19 protein-coding genes are annotated in these 19223 nt (G+C 68.0%); 11 read left to right on the top strand and 8 right to left on the bottom strand.

From position 1 onward, the window contains the following. The first annotated feature begins 5 nt into the window (after positions 1 to 5). On the top strand, positions 6 to 1265 hold the full coding sequence (locus ACP156_RS02665; protein WP_425049738.1) for an NAD(P)/FAD-dependent oxidoreductase: 1260 nt from the start codon (positions 6 to 8) through the stop codon (positions 1263 to 1265). Here the strand turns inward: ACP156_RS02665 and ACP156_RS02660 are convergent. Both ACP156_RS02660 and ACP156_RS02655 read right to left on the bottom strand, forming a co-directional pair. After that, the gene (locus tag ACP156_RS02660; protein ID WP_425049737.1) at positions 1243 to 1830 is read right to left on the bottom strand and encodes a GNAT family N-acetyltransferase; all 588 of its coding nucleotides are present in this window, start codon (positions 1828 to 1830) and stop codon (positions 1243 to 1245) included. The genes ACP156_RS02665 and ACP156_RS02660 overlap by 23 nt on opposite strands. Continuing rightward, positions 1800 to 2099: a DUF2218 domain-containing protein gene (locus tag ACP156_RS02655; RefSeq protein ID WP_425050807.1), complete on the bottom strand. Its 300-nt coding sequence runs from the start codon at positions 2097 to 2099 to the stop codon at positions 1800 to 1802. Before ACP156_RS02655 ends, ACP156_RS02660 begins: the two co-directional genes overlap by 31 nt. A 116-nt stretch (positions 2100 to 2215) precedes the next feature. On the opposite strand from ACP156_RS02655, the gene ACP156_RS02650 reads away from it, so the two are divergent. From ACP156_RS02650 to ACP156_RS02635, 4 genes are read left to right on the top strand one after another with little or no spacing between them, the layout of a single operon-like run. Then, positions 2216 to 3115: a siderophore ABC transporter substrate-binding protein gene (locus ACP156_RS02650; protein WP_425049736.1), complete on the top strand. Its 900-nt coding sequence runs from the start codon at positions 2216 to 2218 to the stop codon at positions 3113 to 3115. A 47-nt stretch (positions 3116 to 3162) separates the two neighbouring features. Next, positions 3163 to 4044, top strand: a complete 882-nt coding sequence (locus ACP156_RS02645) for an ABC transporter permease (protein ID WP_425049735.1) — start codon at positions 3163 to 3165, stop codon at positions 4042 to 4044. Further along, the gene (locus ACP156_RS02640; RefSeq protein WP_425049734.1) at positions 4019 to 4975 is read left to right on the top strand and encodes an iron chelate uptake ABC transporter family permease subunit; all 957 of its coding nucleotides are present in this window, start codon (positions 4019 to 4021) and stop codon (positions 4973 to 4975) included. Before ACP156_RS02645 ends, ACP156_RS02640 begins: the two co-directional genes overlap by 26 nt. Then, the gene (locus ACP156_RS02635) at positions 4972 to 5724 is read left to right on the top strand and encodes an ABC transporter ATP-binding protein (RefSeq protein WP_425049733.1); all 753 of its coding nucleotides are present in this window, start codon (positions 4972 to 4974) and stop codon (positions 5722 to 5724) included. Before ACP156_RS02640 ends, ACP156_RS02635 begins: the two co-directional genes overlap by 4 nt. 69 nt (positions 5725 to 5793) lie before the next feature. On the opposite strand, the gene ACP156_RS02630 is transcribed toward ACP156_RS02635, so the two are convergent. From ACP156_RS02630 to ACP156_RS02615, 4 genes are read right to left on the bottom strand one after another with little or no spacing between them, the layout of a single operon-like run. After that, positions 5794 to 6573: a heme ABC transporter ATP-binding protein gene (locus tag ACP156_RS02630; RefSeq protein WP_425049732.1), complete on the bottom strand. Its 780-nt coding sequence runs from the start codon at positions 6571 to 6573 to the stop codon at positions 5794 to 5796. After that, positions 6573 to 7679 carry a FecCD family ABC transporter permease gene (locus tag ACP156_RS02625; protein WP_425049731.1) on the bottom strand — a complete coding sequence of 369 codons (1107 nt, stop codon included), beginning with the start codon at positions 7677 to 7679 and terminating at the stop codon, positions 6573 to 6575. The genes ACP156_RS02630 and ACP156_RS02625 overlap by 1 nt, the downstream gene beginning before the upstream one ends. A 3-nt stretch (positions 7680 to 7682) precedes the next feature. Continuing rightward, a complete protein-coding gene (locus ACP156_RS02620; RefSeq protein ID WP_425049730.1) occupies positions 7683 to 8567 on the bottom strand; it encodes a heme/hemin ABC transporter substrate-binding protein in 885 nt (294 codons plus the stop codon). Next, entirely contained in the window at positions 8564 to 9634 is a 1071-nt protein-coding gene (locus ACP156_RS02615; RefSeq protein ID WP_425049729.1) for a hemin-degrading factor, read from the bottom strand. The genes ACP156_RS02620 and ACP156_RS02615 overlap by 4 nt, the downstream gene beginning before the upstream one ends. Positions 9635 to 9866: 232 nt before the next feature. On the opposite strand from ACP156_RS02615, the gene ACP156_RS02610 reads away from it, so the two are divergent. Genes ACP156_RS02610 through ACP156_RS02585 form a run of 6 tightly spaced genes read left to right on the top strand, consistent with a single transcriptional unit; the run spans position 9867 to position 14976 of the window. Next, positions 9867 to 11906: a TonB-dependent receptor domain-containing protein gene (locus tag ACP156_RS02610; protein WP_425049728.1), complete on the top strand. Its 2040-nt coding sequence runs from the start codon at positions 9867 to 9869 to the stop codon at positions 11904 to 11906. Between the two features lie 14 nt (positions 11907 to 11920). After that, positions 11921 to 12373: a hypothetical protein gene (locus tag ACP156_RS02605; protein ID WP_425049727.1), complete on the top strand. Its 453-nt coding sequence runs from the start codon at positions 11921 to 11923 to the stop codon at positions 12371 to 12373. Further along, the gene (locus tag ACP156_RS02600; RefSeq protein WP_425049726.1) at positions 12370 to 13044 is read left to right on the top strand and encodes a MotA/TolQ/ExbB proton channel family protein; all 675 of its coding nucleotides are present in this window, start codon (positions 12370 to 12372) and stop codon (positions 13042 to 13044) included. The genes ACP156_RS02605 and ACP156_RS02600 overlap by 4 nt, the downstream gene beginning before the upstream one ends. Next, on the top strand, positions 13034 to 13438 hold the full coding sequence (locus ACP156_RS02595; RefSeq protein WP_425049725.1) for a biopolymer transporter ExbD: 405 nt from the start codon (positions 13034 to 13036) through the stop codon (positions 13436 to 13438). The genes ACP156_RS02600 and ACP156_RS02595 overlap by 11 nt, the downstream gene beginning before the upstream one ends. 3 nt (positions 13439 to 13441) lie before the next feature. Further along, complete coding sequence (locus tag ACP156_RS02590) at positions 13442 to 13843, top strand: ExbD/TolR family protein (protein ID WP_425049724.1); 402 nt, start codon at positions 13442 to 13444, stop codon at positions 13841 to 13843. Then, positions 13840 to 14976, top strand: a complete 1137-nt coding sequence (locus tag ACP156_RS02585) for a TonB family protein (RefSeq protein WP_425049723.1) — start codon at positions 13840 to 13842, stop codon at positions 14974 to 14976. Before ACP156_RS02590 ends, ACP156_RS02585 begins: the two co-directional genes overlap by 4 nt. 141 nt (positions 14977 to 15117) lie before the next feature. Here ACP156_RS02585 and ACP156_RS02580 read toward each other — a convergent pair whose 3' ends face one another. Further along, positions 15118 to 16761, bottom strand: a complete 1644-nt coding sequence (locus ACP156_RS02580; RefSeq protein WP_425049722.1) for a sulfatase-like hydrolase/transferase — start codon at positions 16759 to 16761, stop codon at positions 15118 to 15120. A gap of 89 nt (positions 16762 to 16850) precedes the next feature. Next, complete coding sequence (locus ACP156_RS02575) at positions 16851 to 19217, bottom strand: ATP-dependent helicase (protein WP_425049721.1); 2367 nt, start codon at positions 19215 to 19217, stop codon at positions 16851 to 16853. Positions 19218 to 19223: the final 6 nt, after the last annotated feature.

The following is a 19223-nucleotide window of genomic DNA, read 5'->3' as shown; positions in this document are numbered from 1 at the left end:
AGACCATGACAGCAGACCGCTCTGTCGCGGTGATCGGTGCGGGGTTCGTCGGAACCTCCTGCGCCCTGCACCTCGCCCGCAAAGGCTGGGACGTGACGCTGATCGACAAGGGAGGCCCCGCCAACGGGGCCTCTTTCGGTCCCGCCGGCATCATCCAGCGCGAGGCGGTGGCGCCCTACGCCTTCCCCCGCTCGGTGTCGAAGATCCTGTCGGTGCTGATGCGCCGGGGCATCGACATCCGCTATCACGCCACCGCCCTGCCCGGCGTCGCGCGCGGACTTGCCGGCTACTGGTGGAACTCGTCGCCCAAACGCCACGCCAGGGCGACACGGGCCTATGCCACCCTGATCGAGCATTCGCTGACCGAGCACGGGCAGCAAATCGACTGGGCCGGACCGGTGGCCGACGACCTGATCCGCCGTGATGGCTGGTACGACCTGTACCGCACCCCCGCCGGGCTGGCCGGGGGCCTTGCGCATGCAAAAGAGAACCACGACGGGTTCGGCGTTCCGTACGAGGAACTTTCGGGCGACGACGTGGCCACGCTTGAGCCGCACCTGCAGGAACGCTTCTCCGGCGCGATCCACTGGCCCGACACGTGGTCGGTGCGCGATCCCGGCGAGCTGGTCGCGGCCTACGCGGGCGCCTTTGTCGAGGCCGGCGGCACACTCGTCACCGGCGACGTCACCGACATCGCGAAGACCGGCGACCGCTGGGTGCTGTCCTCGAACGGGACCGAGATCGCCGCCACGGACAAGGTCGTCGTCGCCACCGGCGCATGGACCGACAAGGTCGCCGCGAAACTGGGATGGAAACCGCCGCTGTTCGTGAAACGCGGCTATCACCGTCACTTCAAGGGCGAGGGCAACCGCCCCCTGAACAACTGGATCGCCGACCTTGAGACGGGCTTCCTCATCGCCCCGATGAAACGCGGCATCCGCCTGACCACCGGCGCGGAACTCGGCAAGCTGGACACCCCCCAGACCCCGATCCAGATCACCGAAGCCGAGAAAATCGCCCGCCGCATGTTCCCCATCGGCGAAGCCGCCGACGCCGCGCCATGGATGGGCGGCCGCCCCTGCACGCCCGACATGCTGCCGGTGATCGGCCCCTCGCCGGACAAGGACGGCATCTGGTACGCCTTCGGCCACGGCCACCAGGGCCTGACAATGGGCCCCGCGACGGGCCGCCTGATCGCCGAGATGATGGGCGGCGAAACGCCCTTCGTCGATCCCGCGCCGTTCAGACCGTCCCGGTTTCACTGACCGGGCGGCGCGCCAGCATCGGAAGGATAAGCCCCCACTGCGTCTCGCGCGGCGGTCCCGAAGGGATGAAGCCCGCCTTGCGATAGACGGCAATCGCCCGCGCATTGTCGGGGTGCGGGTCTATGCAGATGACCGGCGCGCCCGCATCGAACAGGTCCCGCATCCGCAACCCGATGAAGGCCGTCCCGTGCCCGATGCCGACCATTTCCGGTTCGCCGATGTACTGGTCGATCCCACGCGCGCCCTTGGGCAGATACGCGAAAGGATGATCGTCCCAGCCATGGACGGTGTAATCCTGAATGTAGGCAAAGGGCCGCCCCGCGTAAGACACGATCATGCGGACGACGCGCGGGTCTTCCAGATGCGCGGCGTCGTAGGGCTCGTCGTCCTCCCACCACGCGCGCACATGCGGGTTCGCCTGCCACGCGCGCAGCAGGGGCAAATCGTCCAGCGTCGCCGCCCGGAAGTCATAGTCGGATGCGGTCATGCCCCAGCAGTAGCGGATCGCGGGGCGGCTGTCCCGCAGCGCGCGGCTCAGGCCGTCGCTTGTGCCTCGTCGGCCCACGGCATCCGCTCGAACTCTTCCCGGAAGGCGAAGCGCACGAGGTGGCTGTCGATCACGCCCTTTGCGCGCTCCAGCCCTTCCGCGTCCGGGGCCGTGACCTCGATGGTCAGCGCCTCGGCATCCGCGGTCATGACCGATGGCCCCATCGGCAGCGCCGCGCGTCCCTCGGTCGGGCCATAGTCGACCTCGACCTTGTGCGCGAAATGTTTGCACAGCTGTTGCAGGTATTTCGAGGCGTTCGCGGTTTCCCAGCGGGCTTGCGTTGTCAGCATGGCAGGTATCCTATTCTTTCTGTCAGATTAGTGACTGGACGCCGCCGCAACAATACCCTAGCAAAAATATCGGAAACCGCCCGAATTTGCGGGCCGAGACAAGGGAGTCCCCGATGTTCCGCACCTTCTCCGCCACCGTTGCCGCGGCGGCCCTGCTGGCGCTGCCGGCGATGGCCGACCCCGTCACCATCGAAACCGCGACCGGCCCCGCAGAAATCGAGACCACGCCCGAGACCGTCGCGGTCTTTGACATGGCCGCGCTCGACACGCTTGACGCGCTTGGCGTCCCGGTCACCGCTTCGATCAGCAACATCATGGTGGACTACCTCAAGCAGTACGAGGGCGACATCGGCACCCTGTTCGAGCCGGACTTCGAGGCGCTCTACGCCCTTGGCCCGGACCTCGTCATCGCCGGCGGCCGGTCCGCCGCGCAGGTCACCGAGCTTCAGAAATACGCCACCACCATCGACATGACCACGATGGGCGGCGACCAGTACGCGACCACGCTCGCCCGGCTCGACGCCTACGGCAAGCTGTTCGGCATGGAAGACAAGGCCGCCGAACTGGCCGACGCGCTGAACGCCCAACTGGAAGCGACCAAGGCCGCCGCCGAAGGCGCGGGCAACGCGCTTCTGGTGCTGACCAACGGCCCGAAAATCTCGGCCTACGGCGCCGGTTCGCGCTTTGGCTGGGTTCACGGTGCGCTGGACCTGCCCGAGACCGTCGAAGGGCTGGAAGTCGCCACCCACGGCGAGGCGATCTCGTTCGAGTTCATCGCCGAAGCGAACCCCGACTGGCTGCTGGTGATCGACCGCGTCGCCGCCATCGGCGCCGAGGGCGACAGCGCCGAGGCCACGCTGGACAACGCGCTGGTCGCCGAAACGAACGCGTGGAAAGACGGCCATGTCGTCTATCTCAACGCGTCCGACATCTACGTCGCCGGCGGTGGCTACACCTCGACGATGAACACCCTGAAACTTCTGGAACAGGCCTTCGGCGGCGCCGACTCTTGACCGCCACGCGGCTGACCGTCTTCGCGGGCCTCTTGGCCCTGGCCCTCGTGAGCGTGCTCACGGGGGTCGCTTCTTTGGGCGGGGACCCTTGGCTTGTTCTGGTCAGCCGCCTGCCCCGCACCGCCGCCGCGATGCTTGCGGGGGCGGGACTCGCGGTGTCGGGCGTCATCATGCAGATGCTCGTCCGCAACCGCTTCGTCGAGCCGTCGACCGCCGGCACCGGCCAGTCCGCGGGCTTCGGCCTTGTCGCCGTCACGCTTCTGTACCCCGCCGCCGGGATCTGGCTGAAGATGCTGGCCGCCATCGCCACCGCGCTGATCGGCACCGCTGGCTTTCTTGCGCTGGTGCGCCGCCTGCCCGCCCGTGACCCGCTGCTGGTGCCGCTGACCGGCATCGTCTACGGCGGCATCATCGGCGCGGCGACCACCTTCCAAGCCTTCGAGCGCGACCTGATCCAGTATATCGACATCTGGATGAACGGCGAGTTTTCGGGCGTCATGCTGGGCCGTTACGAGTATCTCTGGATCGCCGGGGCCCTTGCCGTGCTGGCCTATCTCTATGCCGACCGCTTCACCATCGCGGGCATCGGCGAGGACGCAAGCCGCAATCTCGGCCTGAATTACCGGCAGGTCATGGCGATCGGTCTGGCCATCGTCTCGGTCATCACCGCCGTCACCGTGGTGACCGTCGGCATGATCCCCTTCGTCGGCCTCGTGGTGCCCAACATTGTCTCGCGGCTGCTGGGCGAGAACTTGCGCCGCACCCTGCCCGTCGTCGCCGCGTCTGGCGCGGGGCTGGTGCTGGCCTGCGACATCCTCGGCCGCCTCATCCGTTTTCCGTTCGAGATCCCCGTCGGCACCGTTCTCGGTGTCGTCGGCGCGGTCGTCTTCCTCTGGCTTCTCCATGTTCGCCCGCGCTCTGCCCGATAGATCCGTCCTTCTCGCCCTTGGCGCCCTCGCCGCCGCCGCCGTGCTGTACCTTGGCATCGGCGCGCGCGGCGACTTGGGCTTTATCCTGATGTTCCGGGGCAGCAAGCTTCTGGCGCTGATCACGGTGGCCGTCGCGGTCGCGGTGTCGACCGTGGTGTTTCAGACAATCAGCAACAACCGCATCCTGACGCCCTCGATCATGGGGTTCGACGCGCTGTACCTGCTGATCCAGACGGTGCTTGTCTTCACCCTGACGGGCGTCGGCTTCGCCTATCTCGACCCCTATTCGAAATTCGCGCTGGAAACCGGGCTGATGCTGGCGGCATCGCTTCTGCTGTTCGGCACGCTGCTGCGCAATTCCCGCGATCTCAGCCGGATGATCCTGACCGGCATCATCTTCGGCACCCTGTTCCGCAGCATGACCAGCCTGCTGAACCGGATGATCGACCCGTCCGAATTCTCGGTGATCCAGTCCGCCAGCTTCGCCCGGTTCAACAGCGTGAACGCCGACCTGACATGGCTGGCGGCGGGGATCACGCTTTTGGTCTCGGGCTGGCTGATCCGGCGCCACCGGACGCTGGACGTGATCGCGCTGGGACGCGAGACGGCGATCAACCTCGGCGTCAATCACGACCGCGAGGCCCGCCACCTGCTGACCCTAGTGGCGCTGCTGGTCTCGGTCTCGACCGCGCTGGTCGGCCCGGTCGTGTTCTTCGGCCTCCTCGCCGCGGCGCTGACCTATCAGGTCGCAGGCACATGGCGGCACGTGGTGCTGCTGCCGCTGTCGGGTCTGATCGCCGCAACGATCCTCGTCGGGGCGCAGACCCTGTTCGAACGCGTGCTCGGCTTTCAGGCCTCGGTCTCGGTCGTGATCGAGGCGCTCGGCGGCCTCGCCTTCCTTTACCTCATCCTCCGAAAGGCAAGCAGATGATCGGCATTCGCGATCTCGACGTCAGCCTGACCGGCAGCCCCGTGCTGCACGACATCACCACCACCCTGCCCGCCGGTCGCCTGACCGCGCTTGTGGGGCCCAACGGCGCCGGCAAGTCGACGCTTCTTGCGACGCTGGGACGCCTCGTCGCGCCGACCCGTGGCGAGGTCGAACTCGACGGCCGCCCGCTTCTTGACTACCCCGACCGCGAGCTTGCCCAGCGCCTGTCAGTCCTGCGGCAGGACGCGCCCATCGGGCCGCGCCTGACGGTCGAGGATCTCGTCTCTTTCGGGCGCTACCCACATTCCCGCGGCCGCCTTACCGATCTTGACCACGCCCGTGTCCGCCACGCCATCGACCGTCTCGACCTGCGCGCCTTCGCCGGGCGCTACCTCGACTCGCTGTCCGGCGGTCAAAGGCAGCGCGCGCTGATCGCCATGGTGCTGGCGCAGGACACCGACGTCATCCTGCTGGACGAACCGCTCAACAACCTCGACCTCGCCCACGCCCGCCGCGTGATGCAGATCGCCCGCGAAGAAGCCGACGCCGGGCGCACCGTGGTCGTCGTCCTGCACGACCTCACCGTCGCCGCCGCCTATGCCGATCACGTGGTCGCCCTGAAGGAAGGCCGCCTCTATGCCGAGGGCCCGTCGGACGAGATCATGACCCCCGCCGTCCTCTCTACGCTTTATGACACGCCGGTCTCGGTCGCCACGGTCGAGAACCGCCGCGTCGTCCTGACTGTCTGACGGGCGTCCACCTTCTTCTCTTCCGAAATACCTCGGGGGAGTCGCGGAACGCGACAGGGGCAGAGCCCCCTAGATCCCCGCCGCCTGCGGCAGCACGAACGGCACCGGTCCGTCCGGCACCGCGTTCACCCGGACCCGGCAGCCGTAGACCCGCGACAGCATCTCGTCCGTCAGCACCTCGCGCGGGGCGCCCTGCATCGCCATCCGGCCACCGTGCAGCAGCGCCACGCGGTCGGCGTACATCGCGGTCAGGTTCAGTTCGTGCATCACCGCCACCACGCCGCCGCCGCGCCGGGCGTAGTCGCGGGCGATTTCCATCACCTCCAGCTGGTGGCCGATGTCCAGCGCCGAAACGGGTTCGTCCAGCAAAAGCCACGACGGCCGCCCGTCCGCCACCGGCTCCCAGACCTGCAGCAGCACACGGGCCAGTTGGACCCGCTGGCGCTCGCCGCCCGACAGGTCGTGATAGAACCGGCCCTCGAACCCGCTGAGCCCCACGCGCTCCAGCGCCGCCACAGGCATGTCTGCACGGCGCGCCATGCGGCCCGCCTGCAGGCCCAGCCGCAGGATCTCCAGCACCGTGAACGGGAACGAAAGCTGCGCCGCCTGTGGCAGCACGCCCCGCCGCATCGCAAGTTCCCAGCCTTTCATCGACGTCACGTCCGCGCCTTCCAGCGTGACAGAGCCGGCATACGCAACCTCGCCGGTCATCGCCTTCAGCAACGTCGTCTTGCCGGACCCGTTCGGCCCGGCGATCACCGTGACCTCGCCCGCCCGCGCCGCGAAGTCGACGCCCTTCAGCACCGGGGTTCCGGCCAGCGCGACCTCTATTCCGACAGCTTCCAGCATCAGCCCCCCAACGCCGCGCGGTTGCGCAGCAGGATCCACAGGAAGAACGGCCCGCCCAACACCGCCGTGACGATGCCGATGGGCAGTTCGGCGGGGGCGACCACGGTGCGCGCGATCATGTCCGCCGCGATCAGCAACGCGCCGCCCAGCAGCGCCGAGGCGGGCAGCAAGAAGCGGTGATCCGGCCCGATCGCAAGCCGCAGCAGATGCGGCACCACGATGCCGACAAAGCCGATGCCGCCCGAAACCGCCACCGCCGCCCCGGCCGCCGCCGCGACGCACAGGATCGAGATGTTCTTCATCCGCTGCACCGGGATTCCCATGTGGGACGCCGCCGCCTCGCCCAGCGCCAGTGCGTTCAGGGCGCGCGACAGGAACGGCACGACGCACAGCGCCAGCAGGATGATCGGCCCGGCGGCCAGCACCTTGCTCCAGGTCGCGCCGGCCAGCGAGCCGAGGTTCCAGAATGTCAGGTCGCGCAGTTGCGCGTCGTTCGCGAGGTAGACGAGGATGCCGGACAAGGCCCCTGCCAGCGCCTGCAGCGCGATGCCCGCCAGCAGCATCACCGCAACCGAGGTGCGCCCGTGGTGCGTTGACACCCGGTACAGCAGAAGCGTGGTTATCCACGCCCCCGCGAAAGCCGCGACCGGCACAAGGTAGCCCGCGAAGGGCGCCGCGATCCACGCCGGCAGCAGCCCGCCCAGCACGATGGTCCCCACCGCGCCAAGCCCCGCGCCCGCGCTGACGCCGACCAGCCCCGGATCGGCCAGCGGGTTGCGGAACAGCCCCTGCATCACCGCCCCCGCCACGGCAAGCGCGCCGCCGACCAGCAGGCCCATCACCATGCGCGGCAGCCGGATGTCCAAAAGCACGATGCGGTCGCGCGGGGCCAGCGCCTCGCCCGAGGCCAGCGTCTTCAGCACCGGCCACAGCGCGGTGCCGGTCGCGCCGACCGTCAGGCTGGCCACCGCCACCACGCACAGCAGAACCGCCAGACCGGCCAGCACCAGCCGCGCGCGGGCGCTGCGGTCACCGGCCAGACGCGCGCCGGGGGCAGAGCGCACCCGCCCCGCCCCCGGCGTCGGTCCCAGGTCCGTCGTCGCCATGGATCAGGCGCCGCCGTACAGCGCGCCATGCAGGGTCCGGACCGCTTCGGGGGTGCGCGGGCCGAAGCCCAGAAGCAGCAGCCCGTCGATCCGCACCACGCTGCGGGTCTCGCCCGCCGGGGTCGCCGCCACCGAGGGCAGCGCGAACAGGTCGTCGTCGGTCATCGCGTGATCGCCGCCCCGGTCCATCATCAGGATCACATCCGGCGCAGCGGCGATGATCGCCTCTTCGCTGACCGGCTTGTAGCCCTCGAACCCTTCGACCGCGTTGACGGCCCCGGCCAGCCGGATGATCCCGTCCGCCGTGGTGTTGGTCCCCGACGCCATGATCCGGCCGCCCTGCGCGGTCAACACGAACATCACCCGCTTCGGTGTGCCCGGCACCTCGGCCGACATCGCGTCGGCCAGCGCCGCGTCGACCTCGGCGGCCAGCGCCTCGCCCTTTTCGACCACGTCCAGCGCGGCGGCCACGGCCTCGATCTTCGCGCGCACGGTGTCCCGGTCGAACCCGTCGGGCACCGCGACAAAGTCGATCGCCGCCTCTTCCAGCACCTCGATCGTCTCGGGCGGGCCGCTGCCCGCCTCGGCGATCACAAGATCAGGGTTCACCGACAACACGCCCTCGGGCGACAGCGCCCGCATATAGCCCACGTCGGGCAGGTCCATCACTTCGGGCGGATAGCTCGAGGTCGTATCGCGCGCGACCAGCCGGTCCTCTTCGCCCAGCGCATAGATGATCTCGGTCACAGAGCCGCCGACCGACAGCACCCTTTCGCCCGGCGGCACGTCTTCGGCCACCGAGTAGGTCGAGGTGAAGGCCAGCACCGGAAGCATCAGGCAGGCGCCAAGGATCGCGGGGATCGAAAGTTCGGATTTCAGGAACGTCATGCCACCGGCTCCTTCTTCTGGTCGGCGTCTTCGGCGCTGTTCAGCCCGGCGACGACCTCGGCGAAGGCCGGGCGGTGATCGGCCTCGTCGGTTCGCTTGCCGAAGACCTGCAGGATCAGCGCGCCGTCCTTGTCGAAGCCTTCCAGCGACAGCGCCGGGCCGCGGCGCGTCGGCTTCTCGACGGCCCAGAGTTCCGCCACGTGATCGGACCGCAGGTGCAGGTTGAAGTCGGGGTCCAGCACGTTCTGCCACGGACCCATCTTCTTCATCGTGTGCATCGGGCCGGAGTGGATCTGGATGCAGCCTCGGTTGCCGACGAAGATCATCACCTCGACGCCCTGCGCCGACAGCGTTTCAAGCGCGGTGTCCAGCGCCGAGGGCGCCAGGGCGCGGACCCACGGGGCGCCCGCGATGCGGTAGGCGCCCAGCCGGTTCATCCGCAGCTTCGCCGTCAGCCGCAGGAACTGGTGCGTGTCGGTCAGCCGCTCCCATTCCTTCAGCAGGATGTCGCGCTTGGCGGGCTCGGACTTCGGCCCCTCGACCGGGGCGCGCGGTTCCAGCGACAGCGCCTGCGACGCATCCCCCGTCGCAAGCGCCGTGCGGATCGACTGCCAGCCGGACGGATCGGCGTCGAGCGGCAGGATCACCTTGTGCACCGCGTCGCCTGCGGCATCGAACACCTGCAGGCTGCGACGCACGCCGTTATCGGTCTCGACCTCGACCGCGAAGCCGTGAACCCAGTATTTCGGGAAGATCCGCAGGTCGATCGCGCCGTTCAGCACCATCGCGGCGTGGTCGCCCGAGTGGTAGTTGTCGTAAACGCCCGTCTTCTCGCTGACCGCGCTTTCGTTGCGGGTCAGCGCCATGACCGGCCCCAGCCCACCCAGAAGCGGCATCAGCGCGTCCGGCGAGGCATCGATTCGCGTGACGCCCAGCCCGATCCGCGCGGCAACGAGATCGGCTTCGGTCACGCCCAGCTGGGCGGCAAGGTCGCGCGGGCGCGCCTTCGGGTTCTCTTCCAGTGCGCGCAGCAGGTCCTGCGGCTCTTTGGCAGCCGTGGCTTCCATCAGTGGGAATCCTTGTCGTGAGTGGGTCCGGATGCCTGGCTGGCCGCCCGCGTCAGGCGGCACCGCTGGGATAGCCGCACAGCGATGCTGCCACGCGGCGGATATACTTGACGAGTTTAGTCAGCTATTTTAACCAGTGCAACAAGCGATCGGCGGCCCACTTCCGCACATCGCCGTCAGCCAGCCTCGCGCCAGCCCCATCAAGATACCATCATCCGCAATTGGGGAAGTCATGCGCGTGGTTCACTCGAAAAAGTTACTGTTGTGTTCGACCGCGCTGACCGCGTTGCTCGCCGCACCCGTTGCCGCTCAGGAGACGGTCGACGAGACCGCCGACGGAGGTTTCTTCACCCGTCTGGGCCGCATTGTACTGGGGTTCGGCGGCACCGAGACCGTCGCCATCGACACGCCGCAGGCGGTCACCGTCCTGAATCAGGACGACATCGACCAAGAGCAGGCGACCACCGTGGCCGACCTGTTCGACATGGTGCCCGGCGTTCAGGGCATCGGCACCGGCCGCGTCGGCGGCGTGTCGTTCAACATCCGTGGCGTGGGCGAGCTTGCCTCGTCGGACGAATCGAAAATCATCGTCACCGTGGATGGCGCCACAAAGTTCTACGAGCAGTACCGCATGGGGTCCTTCTTCTCGGACCCCGAGCTTTACAAGCAGGTCGAAGTGCTGCGCGGCCCGGCGTCCTCGACCCTGTACGGGTCGGGCGCCATCGGCGGTGTGATCAACTTCGAGACCAAGGACGCGGGCGATTTCCTGACCACCGGCAACCACGCGCTGCGCTTCCGCGTAGGCTACAGCACCAACGGCAACGAAAGCCTCGCCTCGGCGATCTACGCCACGCGGCCCGCCGAGAACTTCGAGACGCTGTTCGCCCTGAACTACCGCGTGGCGGACGACTATGAAAACGGCGACGGCGAAGCGATCGCGGGGTCCGCCTTCGATGCGCTGTCCGGCCTGATCAAGGCCAAGTACACTTTCGGCGACACGCTGTCTAAGTCGATCACCGCCTCGTATTCCGCGTGGAACAGCTCGCTGGACGACACCAGCTATGCGCAGACCGACAGCTTCGACTTCGGCACCATCGACCGGGACATTTTCGACCAGACTTTCGCCCTGCGCTACGAGGATTCCGCCCCCGGCAATCCGTGGCTCGATCTGGATGTGGTGCTGACCTACTCGGACACCGATGTCGAACAGAGCGACGCCTCGCTGCCGCCCTTCTCTCCGTTGTTCATGGACTCGCACTACGCCTACCGCACGCTTGGCCTGAAGGCCGAGAACACCTTTGAGCTGAGCTTCGGCAACTGGCAGAACTACGTCACCGCGGGTGTGCAGTTGTCCCAGCAAGAGCGGATCGCCGAAAGCACCAGCGGCGCGATCAATTTCCACCCCGAAGGCACGGACCAGAAGGTCGGCGCCTACATTCAGGGTGAATTCGTCTGGAATGACCGCCTGACGCTGGTGCCCGGCATCCGCGCCGACCTTGTCTGGCTGGACCCCGGCGACGGCGGTGACGCCTATGACACCTCGCTGGTCTCGCCCAAGATCGCGGCGCATTACAAGCTGACCGACGATCTCGCGATCTTCGGCTCGCTGGCACATACCGAACGCACCCCGACGCTGGACGAGATCTATTCCTACGACGTCGACGAACCGGCCAGCGGCGGGCTGAACCCGGAGTCGGCGGACAGCGCGGAACTGGGCCTCAGCTATTCCTACTATGGCCTGTTCTCGGGCAACGACGTGATCGAGATGAAAGCCACCGGCTTTTACTACGACATCACCGACATGATCGCCCGCGACACCACCGCCGGCACGCCCTATTACCGCAACATCGACCACGTGAAGCTGTGGGGCTTCGAGCTTGAGGGCGCCTACGAGGCCGAGTACGGCTTCGCCCGCGCGGCCTTCTCGGAAGTGCGCGGCGAGGATACCTCGACCGGGCTCACGCCCACTTCTGTCCCACAGCGCTCGCTGGTTCTGACCATCGGCGGACGGGTGCCCGACTATGGTCTGGAATTCGGCTGGCGCGGCCATTTCTATGGCGAGATCGACTATGGCGGCGGCGACACCTACGACGGCTACGACCTGCACGACCTGTTCGTGAACTGGTCCCCGCAGGACGGCCCGCTTGAAGGTCTGACCATCGGTCTGACCGCCGACAACATCTTCGACACCACGTACCAGAACAGCCTTGCGGGGGACGACGGCGCGGGCCGGTCCTATGGCATCGCCCTCACCCGGACCTTCGAATTCTGATGACAGGAGACATCATGCGCACTTCCCGACCCAGGACGCTTTGCCTTGCCGCGGCCTTTGCCGCGTCCGGCGCACTCGCCGTGCAGGCACAGGCCCAGGACGCGGAGCCAGAGACCGCCCCGGCCCTGAAAGTGGAACTGAACAGCGCCACGCCGCTGGAGGGCGCCTGCCGTCTGACCTTCATGGCGACCAACGGCCTGGGCGTCGACGTCGCCAAGCTGGTGCTGGAAACCGTGCTGCTGACCACCGACGGCGTCGTCGACCGGCTGACCCTGTTCGACCTGCAGACCCTGCCCGCCAACCGCCCCCGCGTACGCCAGTTCGACGTGGCCGGGCTGGACTGCGGCAAGCTGGGTCAGGTGCTGATCAACGGCGTGCAGGCCTGCGACGGCGAGGGCCTCGACCCGGCCACCTGCACCAATGAGCTCGATCTGTCGACGCGCGCCGACATCGAGGTGCTGGGGTGAACGTCATCGACCTTCTGCAGGATCGCTTGAATGCCATCGTCGACCTCGGCGGTCCGGTCGTTGCGATCCTGCTGTGCCTGTCCGTGCTGTCGCTGGCCGTGGTGCTGTACAAGCTCTGGCAATACGCCTCTGCCGGCGTCGGCCGCCACCGCAGTCTGAAACAGGCGATGGCGGAACTGGACGCAGGCCGCCCGGACGCGGCCGCAGGCTATCTCCGCAAAAGCCGCAACCACCTTGCCCCGGTCCTGCTGCGCGCCCTCGGCGCGGGCGGCGTCGCCGACAAGGCCCGCATCGAGGCCGAAGCCGCGCGCCGTCTCGACAAGCTGGAACGCTGCTTCCGCATCCTCGACAGCATCGCGCAGATCTCGCCCCTGCTGGGGCTGTTCGGCACCGTGCTGGGCATGATCGACGCCTTCCAGGCGCTGCAGGATGCGGGCTCGTCCGTCGACCCGTCGACGCTTGCGGGCGGCATCTGGGTCGCGCTTATGACCACCGCCGCGGGGCTGGCCGTGTCGATGCCCACCAGCCTGCTGCTGACCTTCCTGGAATCCCGCCTCGCCCGCGAACGGTCGGTGGCCGAGATCGCCATCGAAACGCTGTTCGCCCCCCTGCCCGAAGGCAAGGCGAAGGACGAGGTTCTGCGGCCCTTCCCGCAATCCAATGCCCGTTAGGTCGCCTGCCCGTCCGCGCCGCGCGGTTTCGGTGACGTCGCTGATCGACGTGATCTTCCTGCTGCTGCTGTTCTTCATGCTCAGCTCGACCTTCACGCGCTTCGCCGAGATCCGGCTGGACACCGGAACCGGCGGCCCCGCCGCCCCGGTGGCGGCGGCGACCCCGCCGCTGTTCCTACAACTGGGCGCGGACACGATCCGGCTGAACGCGCAGGAGGTGTCGCTGGACGACCTCCCCGACCGGCTGGCGGACGAGGCGCCGGACGACCCCGACAGCGAAAGCCGCACCCTGATCGTGTCGCCCACCGGCGACGACCTGACCTCGCAGCGGCTGATCGACCTTCTCGTCGTGCTCCGGCAGCAGCCGGGCTTCGACATCCGCGTTCTGGAGTAACCCATGGCCCTCCGCCGCCCCGCCGAGAAACGCAAGGGCGAGCCGACGATCGCCCTGATCAACATCGTCTTCCTGATGCTGATCTTCTTCATGATCGCCGGCGCCCTCGCGCCGCCGCTGGACGCCCGCGTCGAGCTGGTGGACACGGAAAACCTTGAAGGCCGCGCGCCGCCCGACGCGGCGGTGGTGCTGGCCGACGGCAGCCTGCTGTTCCGCGAGCAGCCGGTGGACGCGGCCGCCGTGGTCGCGAAAGCGCGCGAGACCGACCCCACCGCCGAAGCGCCCGCCGTGCGCCTTGTGCCCGACCGCAACCTGCCCGCCGCCGCGCTGCTGAACCTCGCCGCCGCGCTGCGCGACGCGGGCGCGGGCGATGTCTGGCTGGTCACCGAGAAGGGGCTGGAATGAAGCGCACCGTGACCATCGCCGCCGGCGCCGGGATCCTGTCGCTGATCGCCCACGGCACCGCCCTTGTCGCCTTTCAGGAGACGCCGGAGCCCTTCGCGCTGGAAAGCGCGCCGCCGGGAACCGCGCGTCTGGGCAACGCTTTCGCCGACATGGTGGCGGGCGCGCCCGCGGCGGTGGACGCCCCCGACGTGACCGACCCCACCGAGGCGGAAACCACCGAGCCCGCCGAACCCACAGAGCTGGCCGAGGCGACCGAGACCGTCGCCGCCGAGGAAACCAGCGCCGAGCGGATCGACGCCGCGCAGCCCGGCCAGACGGAAACCGCATCGCCCGATGCGACCGCTCCGGTGACGCCACCCGACGCAACCGAAACCGCCGAGCCGATCGAAGCCGCGGACCCCGACACTGCCCCGGCCGCAAGCCTGCCCGTCGAAATCGAGACGAGCACGGCAGAAAACGTCCTGCCGGTGCTGCCCGAGGGCGCCCTTGCCCCTGCGCCGACACCGGCTGCCCCCACCGAAACGGTGGAGGAAACCCCGCCCGAAACCACGCCTCCGGTCGCCACCGCGCCGGCAGAGCCTGTCGAGGCGACGCCGGTGAGCCCGGTTCCGGAAACCGTCGAGGCGCTGCCGCCCGACGGATCGGAGCTTGCCGTGCTCAGCGCCCCGCCGCCGCCGTCGCGGCCCGAAGACCTAGTGCCGGAGTCCGAGCGCACCCCGACGCCCCCGCCGCCGCAGCCGGCCCCGCCCCCGCGCACCGCCGGCAACGCCGCCGAAGACACCCGGCGCGGCACCGATACCGGCGCCGAAAGCGCCAATGACAACAGCCAGGGCAACGGCAACGCCGCCGCCGCGGCGGCCGCCGCGAACGCGCGCGCCGCGGCGCAATACGGCAACGCGGTGATGACCAAGATCGCCCGCACCCGGCGCGAGCGCACCCAGATCCGCGGCGTGGCGCTGGTGGCGTTCCAGATCGGATCGAACGGCGCGCTGGTCTCGGTCGGCATCGCCCGGTCCTCCGGCAACCCGCAGCTCGACCAGATCGCGATGAACCACATCCGCCGCGCCGGTCCCTTCCCGCCGCCGCCGCCTGGCGCGCGGACCAGCTTCTCGGTCGAATTCGCGGGCCGCTGACGCCGGAAGCGAGGGGCCGGCCCCTCGCGCTCCCCGAGGTATTTTCAAAGAGAAGAAGGCAAAAAGCCTCGCTTCTTCTCTTTCCAAGTACCTCGGGGGGAGCGCGCAAAGCGCGCGGGGGGCAGAGCCCCCTGCCGCCGCTCAGTCTTCGCCTAGATGGGTCTGGCGTACCGGGCCGCGGTATTTCACGGTCAGGTCCTCGGGAACCTCGCTGCCATCGACGAGGAACGGCAGGATGCCCTTCCGCGCCGAGCGGCCACGCATCGCGGCGATGTCGGCGTCAGAACGGGTGACCCGCTGCGACATGCGGCGGCCCCAGCGGGCGAGAGCGTCGTAGAGCCGCGCGATCTCGGCCTCGTGGCCGGGGGACCTGGCAAGGTCGCGGAACTCGTCGGGGTCGGTTTCGAGGTCGAACAGCATCGGGCGGAAGCCGCCTTCGAAGTGAATGAGCTTCCAGCGCCCGTCGAACACCATGAACATGCGGGCGTCTCGGCTTTCGAGGCCCAGCGCGGCGCACATCGGCGTGACGGAATAGTCGTATTCGCTGATCGCCACATCGCGCCAGTCGGGCGTTTCGCCGTTCAGCCATGGCAGCAGCGACCGGCCCTCGACGATGTGGGACGGAACCGCGCCGCCCGCCGTCTCGATGAAGGTGGCGGCGAGGTCGATGGCCTCGACCAGCGCGTCGCAGGTGGTGCCCCGCGTGGCGTCGGCCTGCGGGCGCGGGTCACGGATGATCAACGGGATCTTCACCGCCGGCTGGTGGAACATGTCCTTCTCGCCCAGCCAGTGATCGCCCAGATAGTCGCCGTGGTCCGAGGTCAGAACGATCATCGTGTCGTCGATCCGGCCGGTCTTTTCGAGGTAATCCAGCAGCCGCCCCAGTTGGTCGTCGCACTGTTTGATCAGCCCCATGTAGGCCGGGATCACCTTGTCGCGCACGTCATCGCGCTGGAAGGCCGAGGCGATGCGGTTCGACTGGTAGGCGGCCAGCACCGGGTGCGGGTCGTCGCGTTCCATCGCGTGCCGGGTGGCGGCGGGGACATGGTTGGGGCCGAACATCGCGTGGTAGGGCGCGGGCACGATATAGGGCCAGTGCGGCTTGATGTAGGAGACATGAGCGCACCATGGCCCCGTGGCCTGTTCGATGAAGCGGATCGTCTCGCCGGTGAGCCACGGCGTCTCGCTGTCTTCCTCGCGAATGTTGGCGGGCTTGTCGGCGTTGGCGAACATCCAGCCGCTGGCGATCTCGCCATCCGCGACCCCGGCGTTGGCGTAGTCGGCCCACGGGTTTTCACCGTCGTAGCCCTTCGCCTTCAGGTATTCGTTGTAAGGCGATCGTTTCGCATCATAAAATCCGTCCGGCCCCTGCCCCCACAACCCGTCATCGCGGATCCACGCGTCGAAACCGCATTCCGCCTGCCGCGCACCGATCACGCTGTCGGGGACAAGCCCCAGCCGCTCCATCCCCTCGGCGTCCGCCTTCATGTGGGTCTTGCCGATCAGCCAGCAGCCCATCCCCAGCTTGCGCAGGTGGTCGCCGATCGTCTGTTCGCCCACCCGCAGGGGAAACCCGTTCCACTGCGCCCCGTGCGAGGACGGGTAGCGCCCGGTGTAGAAGCTCATCCGCGACGAGCCGCAGACCGGCGACTGGACATAGGCGTTGGTGAACCGCACGCCCTGGGCCGCGACGCGGTCGAAATTCGGCGTGTGCAAGTGAGGGTGACCGGCGCAGGACAGGTAGTCGAACCGCAACTGGTCGTACATGATGAACAGGATGTTCACGGGTGCGCCTCCTCCAAGTCGTGCGGGCGCACGATAGGCGGGATGGCGGCCGGGGGAAAGCACCCCCGCCCCGTCAACGGCTTAGGCGGTCAGAAGGGTACGTCGTCGGCGCGGTCGGCGGCAACGACGAACTTCGCCACCACCTTCTTGGACCCGGCCTTCTCGAACTCGATGTCCAGCTTGTCGCCTTCGATCCCCATCACGTAGCCATAGCCGAACTTGGTGTGGAACACCCGGTCGCCCTGCGTGAAGGCCGAGACGGCGGTGGAATCGATCACCATGTTCCGGCTTTCCTGGGGCTGGCTCATGCCGCGTGTGGATTGCCGCGCCTGAAGCCGTTTCCAGCCGGGCGAGTTGTAGACATTCGCCTCGGCCGCGCGGTCCATGATGTTGGAGCCGCCCGCCATGCCCGCCGCGCCATAGCCGCCGCCGTAAAGGCCCGGCGGGGTCAGCACCTCGACGTGATCCTCGGGCAGTTCGTCGATGAAGCGCGAAGGAAGCGCCGACTGCCACTGGCCATAGACCCGCCGGTTGGCGGCGAAGGAGATCGTGCACAGTTCCTCGGCCCGCGTGATCCCGACATAGGCAAGGCGCCGTTCCTCTTCGAGCCCCTTCACGCCGCTTTCGTCCATCGAACGCTGCGAGGGGAACAGACCGTCCTCCCACCCCGGCAGGAACACGGCGGGGAATTCCAGCCCCTTGGCCCCGTGCAGCGTCATGATCGACACCTTGGCGCCGCCGTCGTCGGTTTCGTTGTCCATGATCAGCGCGACGTGTTCGAGGAAACCCTGCAGGTTCTCGAAATTCTCCAGCGCCTTCACGAGTTCCTTGAGGTTCTCCAGCCGGCCCGGCGCCTCGGGCGTCTTGTCGTTCTGCCACATCGCGGTGTAGCCGGAATCGTCAAGGATCTGTTCGGCCAGTTCGATGTGGTTCTGTTTCGGGTCCAGCGCCTTGGCGTGCCAGCGGTCGAACTGTTCGACCAAAGCGCCGATCTGGCCCTTCGCCTTGCCGGTCAGGTCGCCCGCCGAGACGCACAGCCGCGCGCCTTCCAGCAGCGACACGCCATTGGCCCGCGCGGCGCGCTGCATGGTCTGCTGCGCCTTGTCGCCCGCCCCGCGCTTGGGCGTGTTCACGATCCGCTCGAACGCCAGATCGTCGTCCGGCGAGCAGGCGACACGGAAATAGGCCATGGCATCGCGGATCTCCATCCGCTCGTAAAAGCGGGGGCCGCCGATGACACGGTAGGGAAGGCCGATTGTCAGAAATCTGTCCTCGAACGCCCGCATCTGGTGCGAAGCACGCACCAGAATGGCGCATTCGTCCAAGTCCATCGGACGCAGGCCACGGGTCCCGCCCTGCATCGCCTCCAGTTCCTCGCCGATCCAGCGGGCTTCTTCCTCGCCGTCCCAGTGGCCGATCAGGCGGACTTTCTCGCCGTCGTTCTTGTCGGTCCACAGCGTCTTGCCCAGCCGCCCCTCGTTCGTGTCGATCACGCGCGAGGCGGCGGCGAGAATGTGCGGTGTCGAGCGGTAGTTTTGTTCAAGCCGGATCACCTTGGCGCCCGGAAAGTCCTTTTCGAACCGCAGGATGTTGCCGACCTCGGCGCCGCGCCAGCCGTAGATCGACTGGTCGTCGTCGCCGACGCAGCAGATGTTCTTGTGCCCCTGCGCCAGCAGCCTCAGCCACATGTACTGGGCGACGTTGGTGTCCTGATATTCGTCGACCAGCACATAGCGGAACCAGCGCTGGTATTGCGCAAGAACGTCGGCATGGGTCTGGAAGATCGTCAGGATGTGCAGCAGCAGGTCGCCGAAATCGACCGCGTTCAGCTCCTTCAGGCGGGCCTGGTACTGGGCGTAAAGCTCGGTGCCGCGCTGGTTGAAGGCGCTGGCCTCGGCGGCGGGCACCTTGTCGGGCGTCCACGCACGGTTCTTCCAGTTGTCGATGATGCCGGACAGCATCCGGGGCGGCCAGCGTTTCTCGTCGATATTGGCGGCGACGATCAGCTGTTTCAGCAGGCGGATCTGGTCGTCGGTATCGAGGATGGTGAAGTTCGACTTCAGCCCAACCAGTTCCGCGTGCCGCCGCAGAAGCTTGACGCAGATGGCGTGGAAGGTGCCCAGCCACGGCATACCCTCGACCGTCTGGCCCAAAAGCTTCGCAACCCGCTCTTTCATCTCGCGCGCGGCCTTGTTGGTGAAGGTCACCGCAAGAATCTCGTTCGGGCGCGCCTTGCCCGAGTTCAGCAGGTGCGCGATGCGGGTGGTCAGCGCCTTGGTCTTGCCGGTGCCCGCCCCCGCGAGCATCAGGACAGGACCGTCCAGCGCCTCTACCGCTTCGCGCTGCGCGGGGTTGAGGTCGTCAAGGTACGGGGCGGGCCGCGCTGCCATCGCGCGGGCCGACAGGGACCCGGAAGCGGCGGCCTCGAAAGCGTCGTCTTCGGCGAAATTGCTCATGCGGGC

This window comes from Psychromarinibacter sp. S121 (assembly GCF_049801035.1).
Taxonomy (GTDB): Bacteria; Pseudomonadota; Alphaproteobacteria; order Rhodobacterales; family Rhodobacteraceae; genus Psychromarinibacter.
Note: the sequence above shows the minus strand (reverse complement) of the source record. Positions and strands in the feature narration are given on the sequence as shown.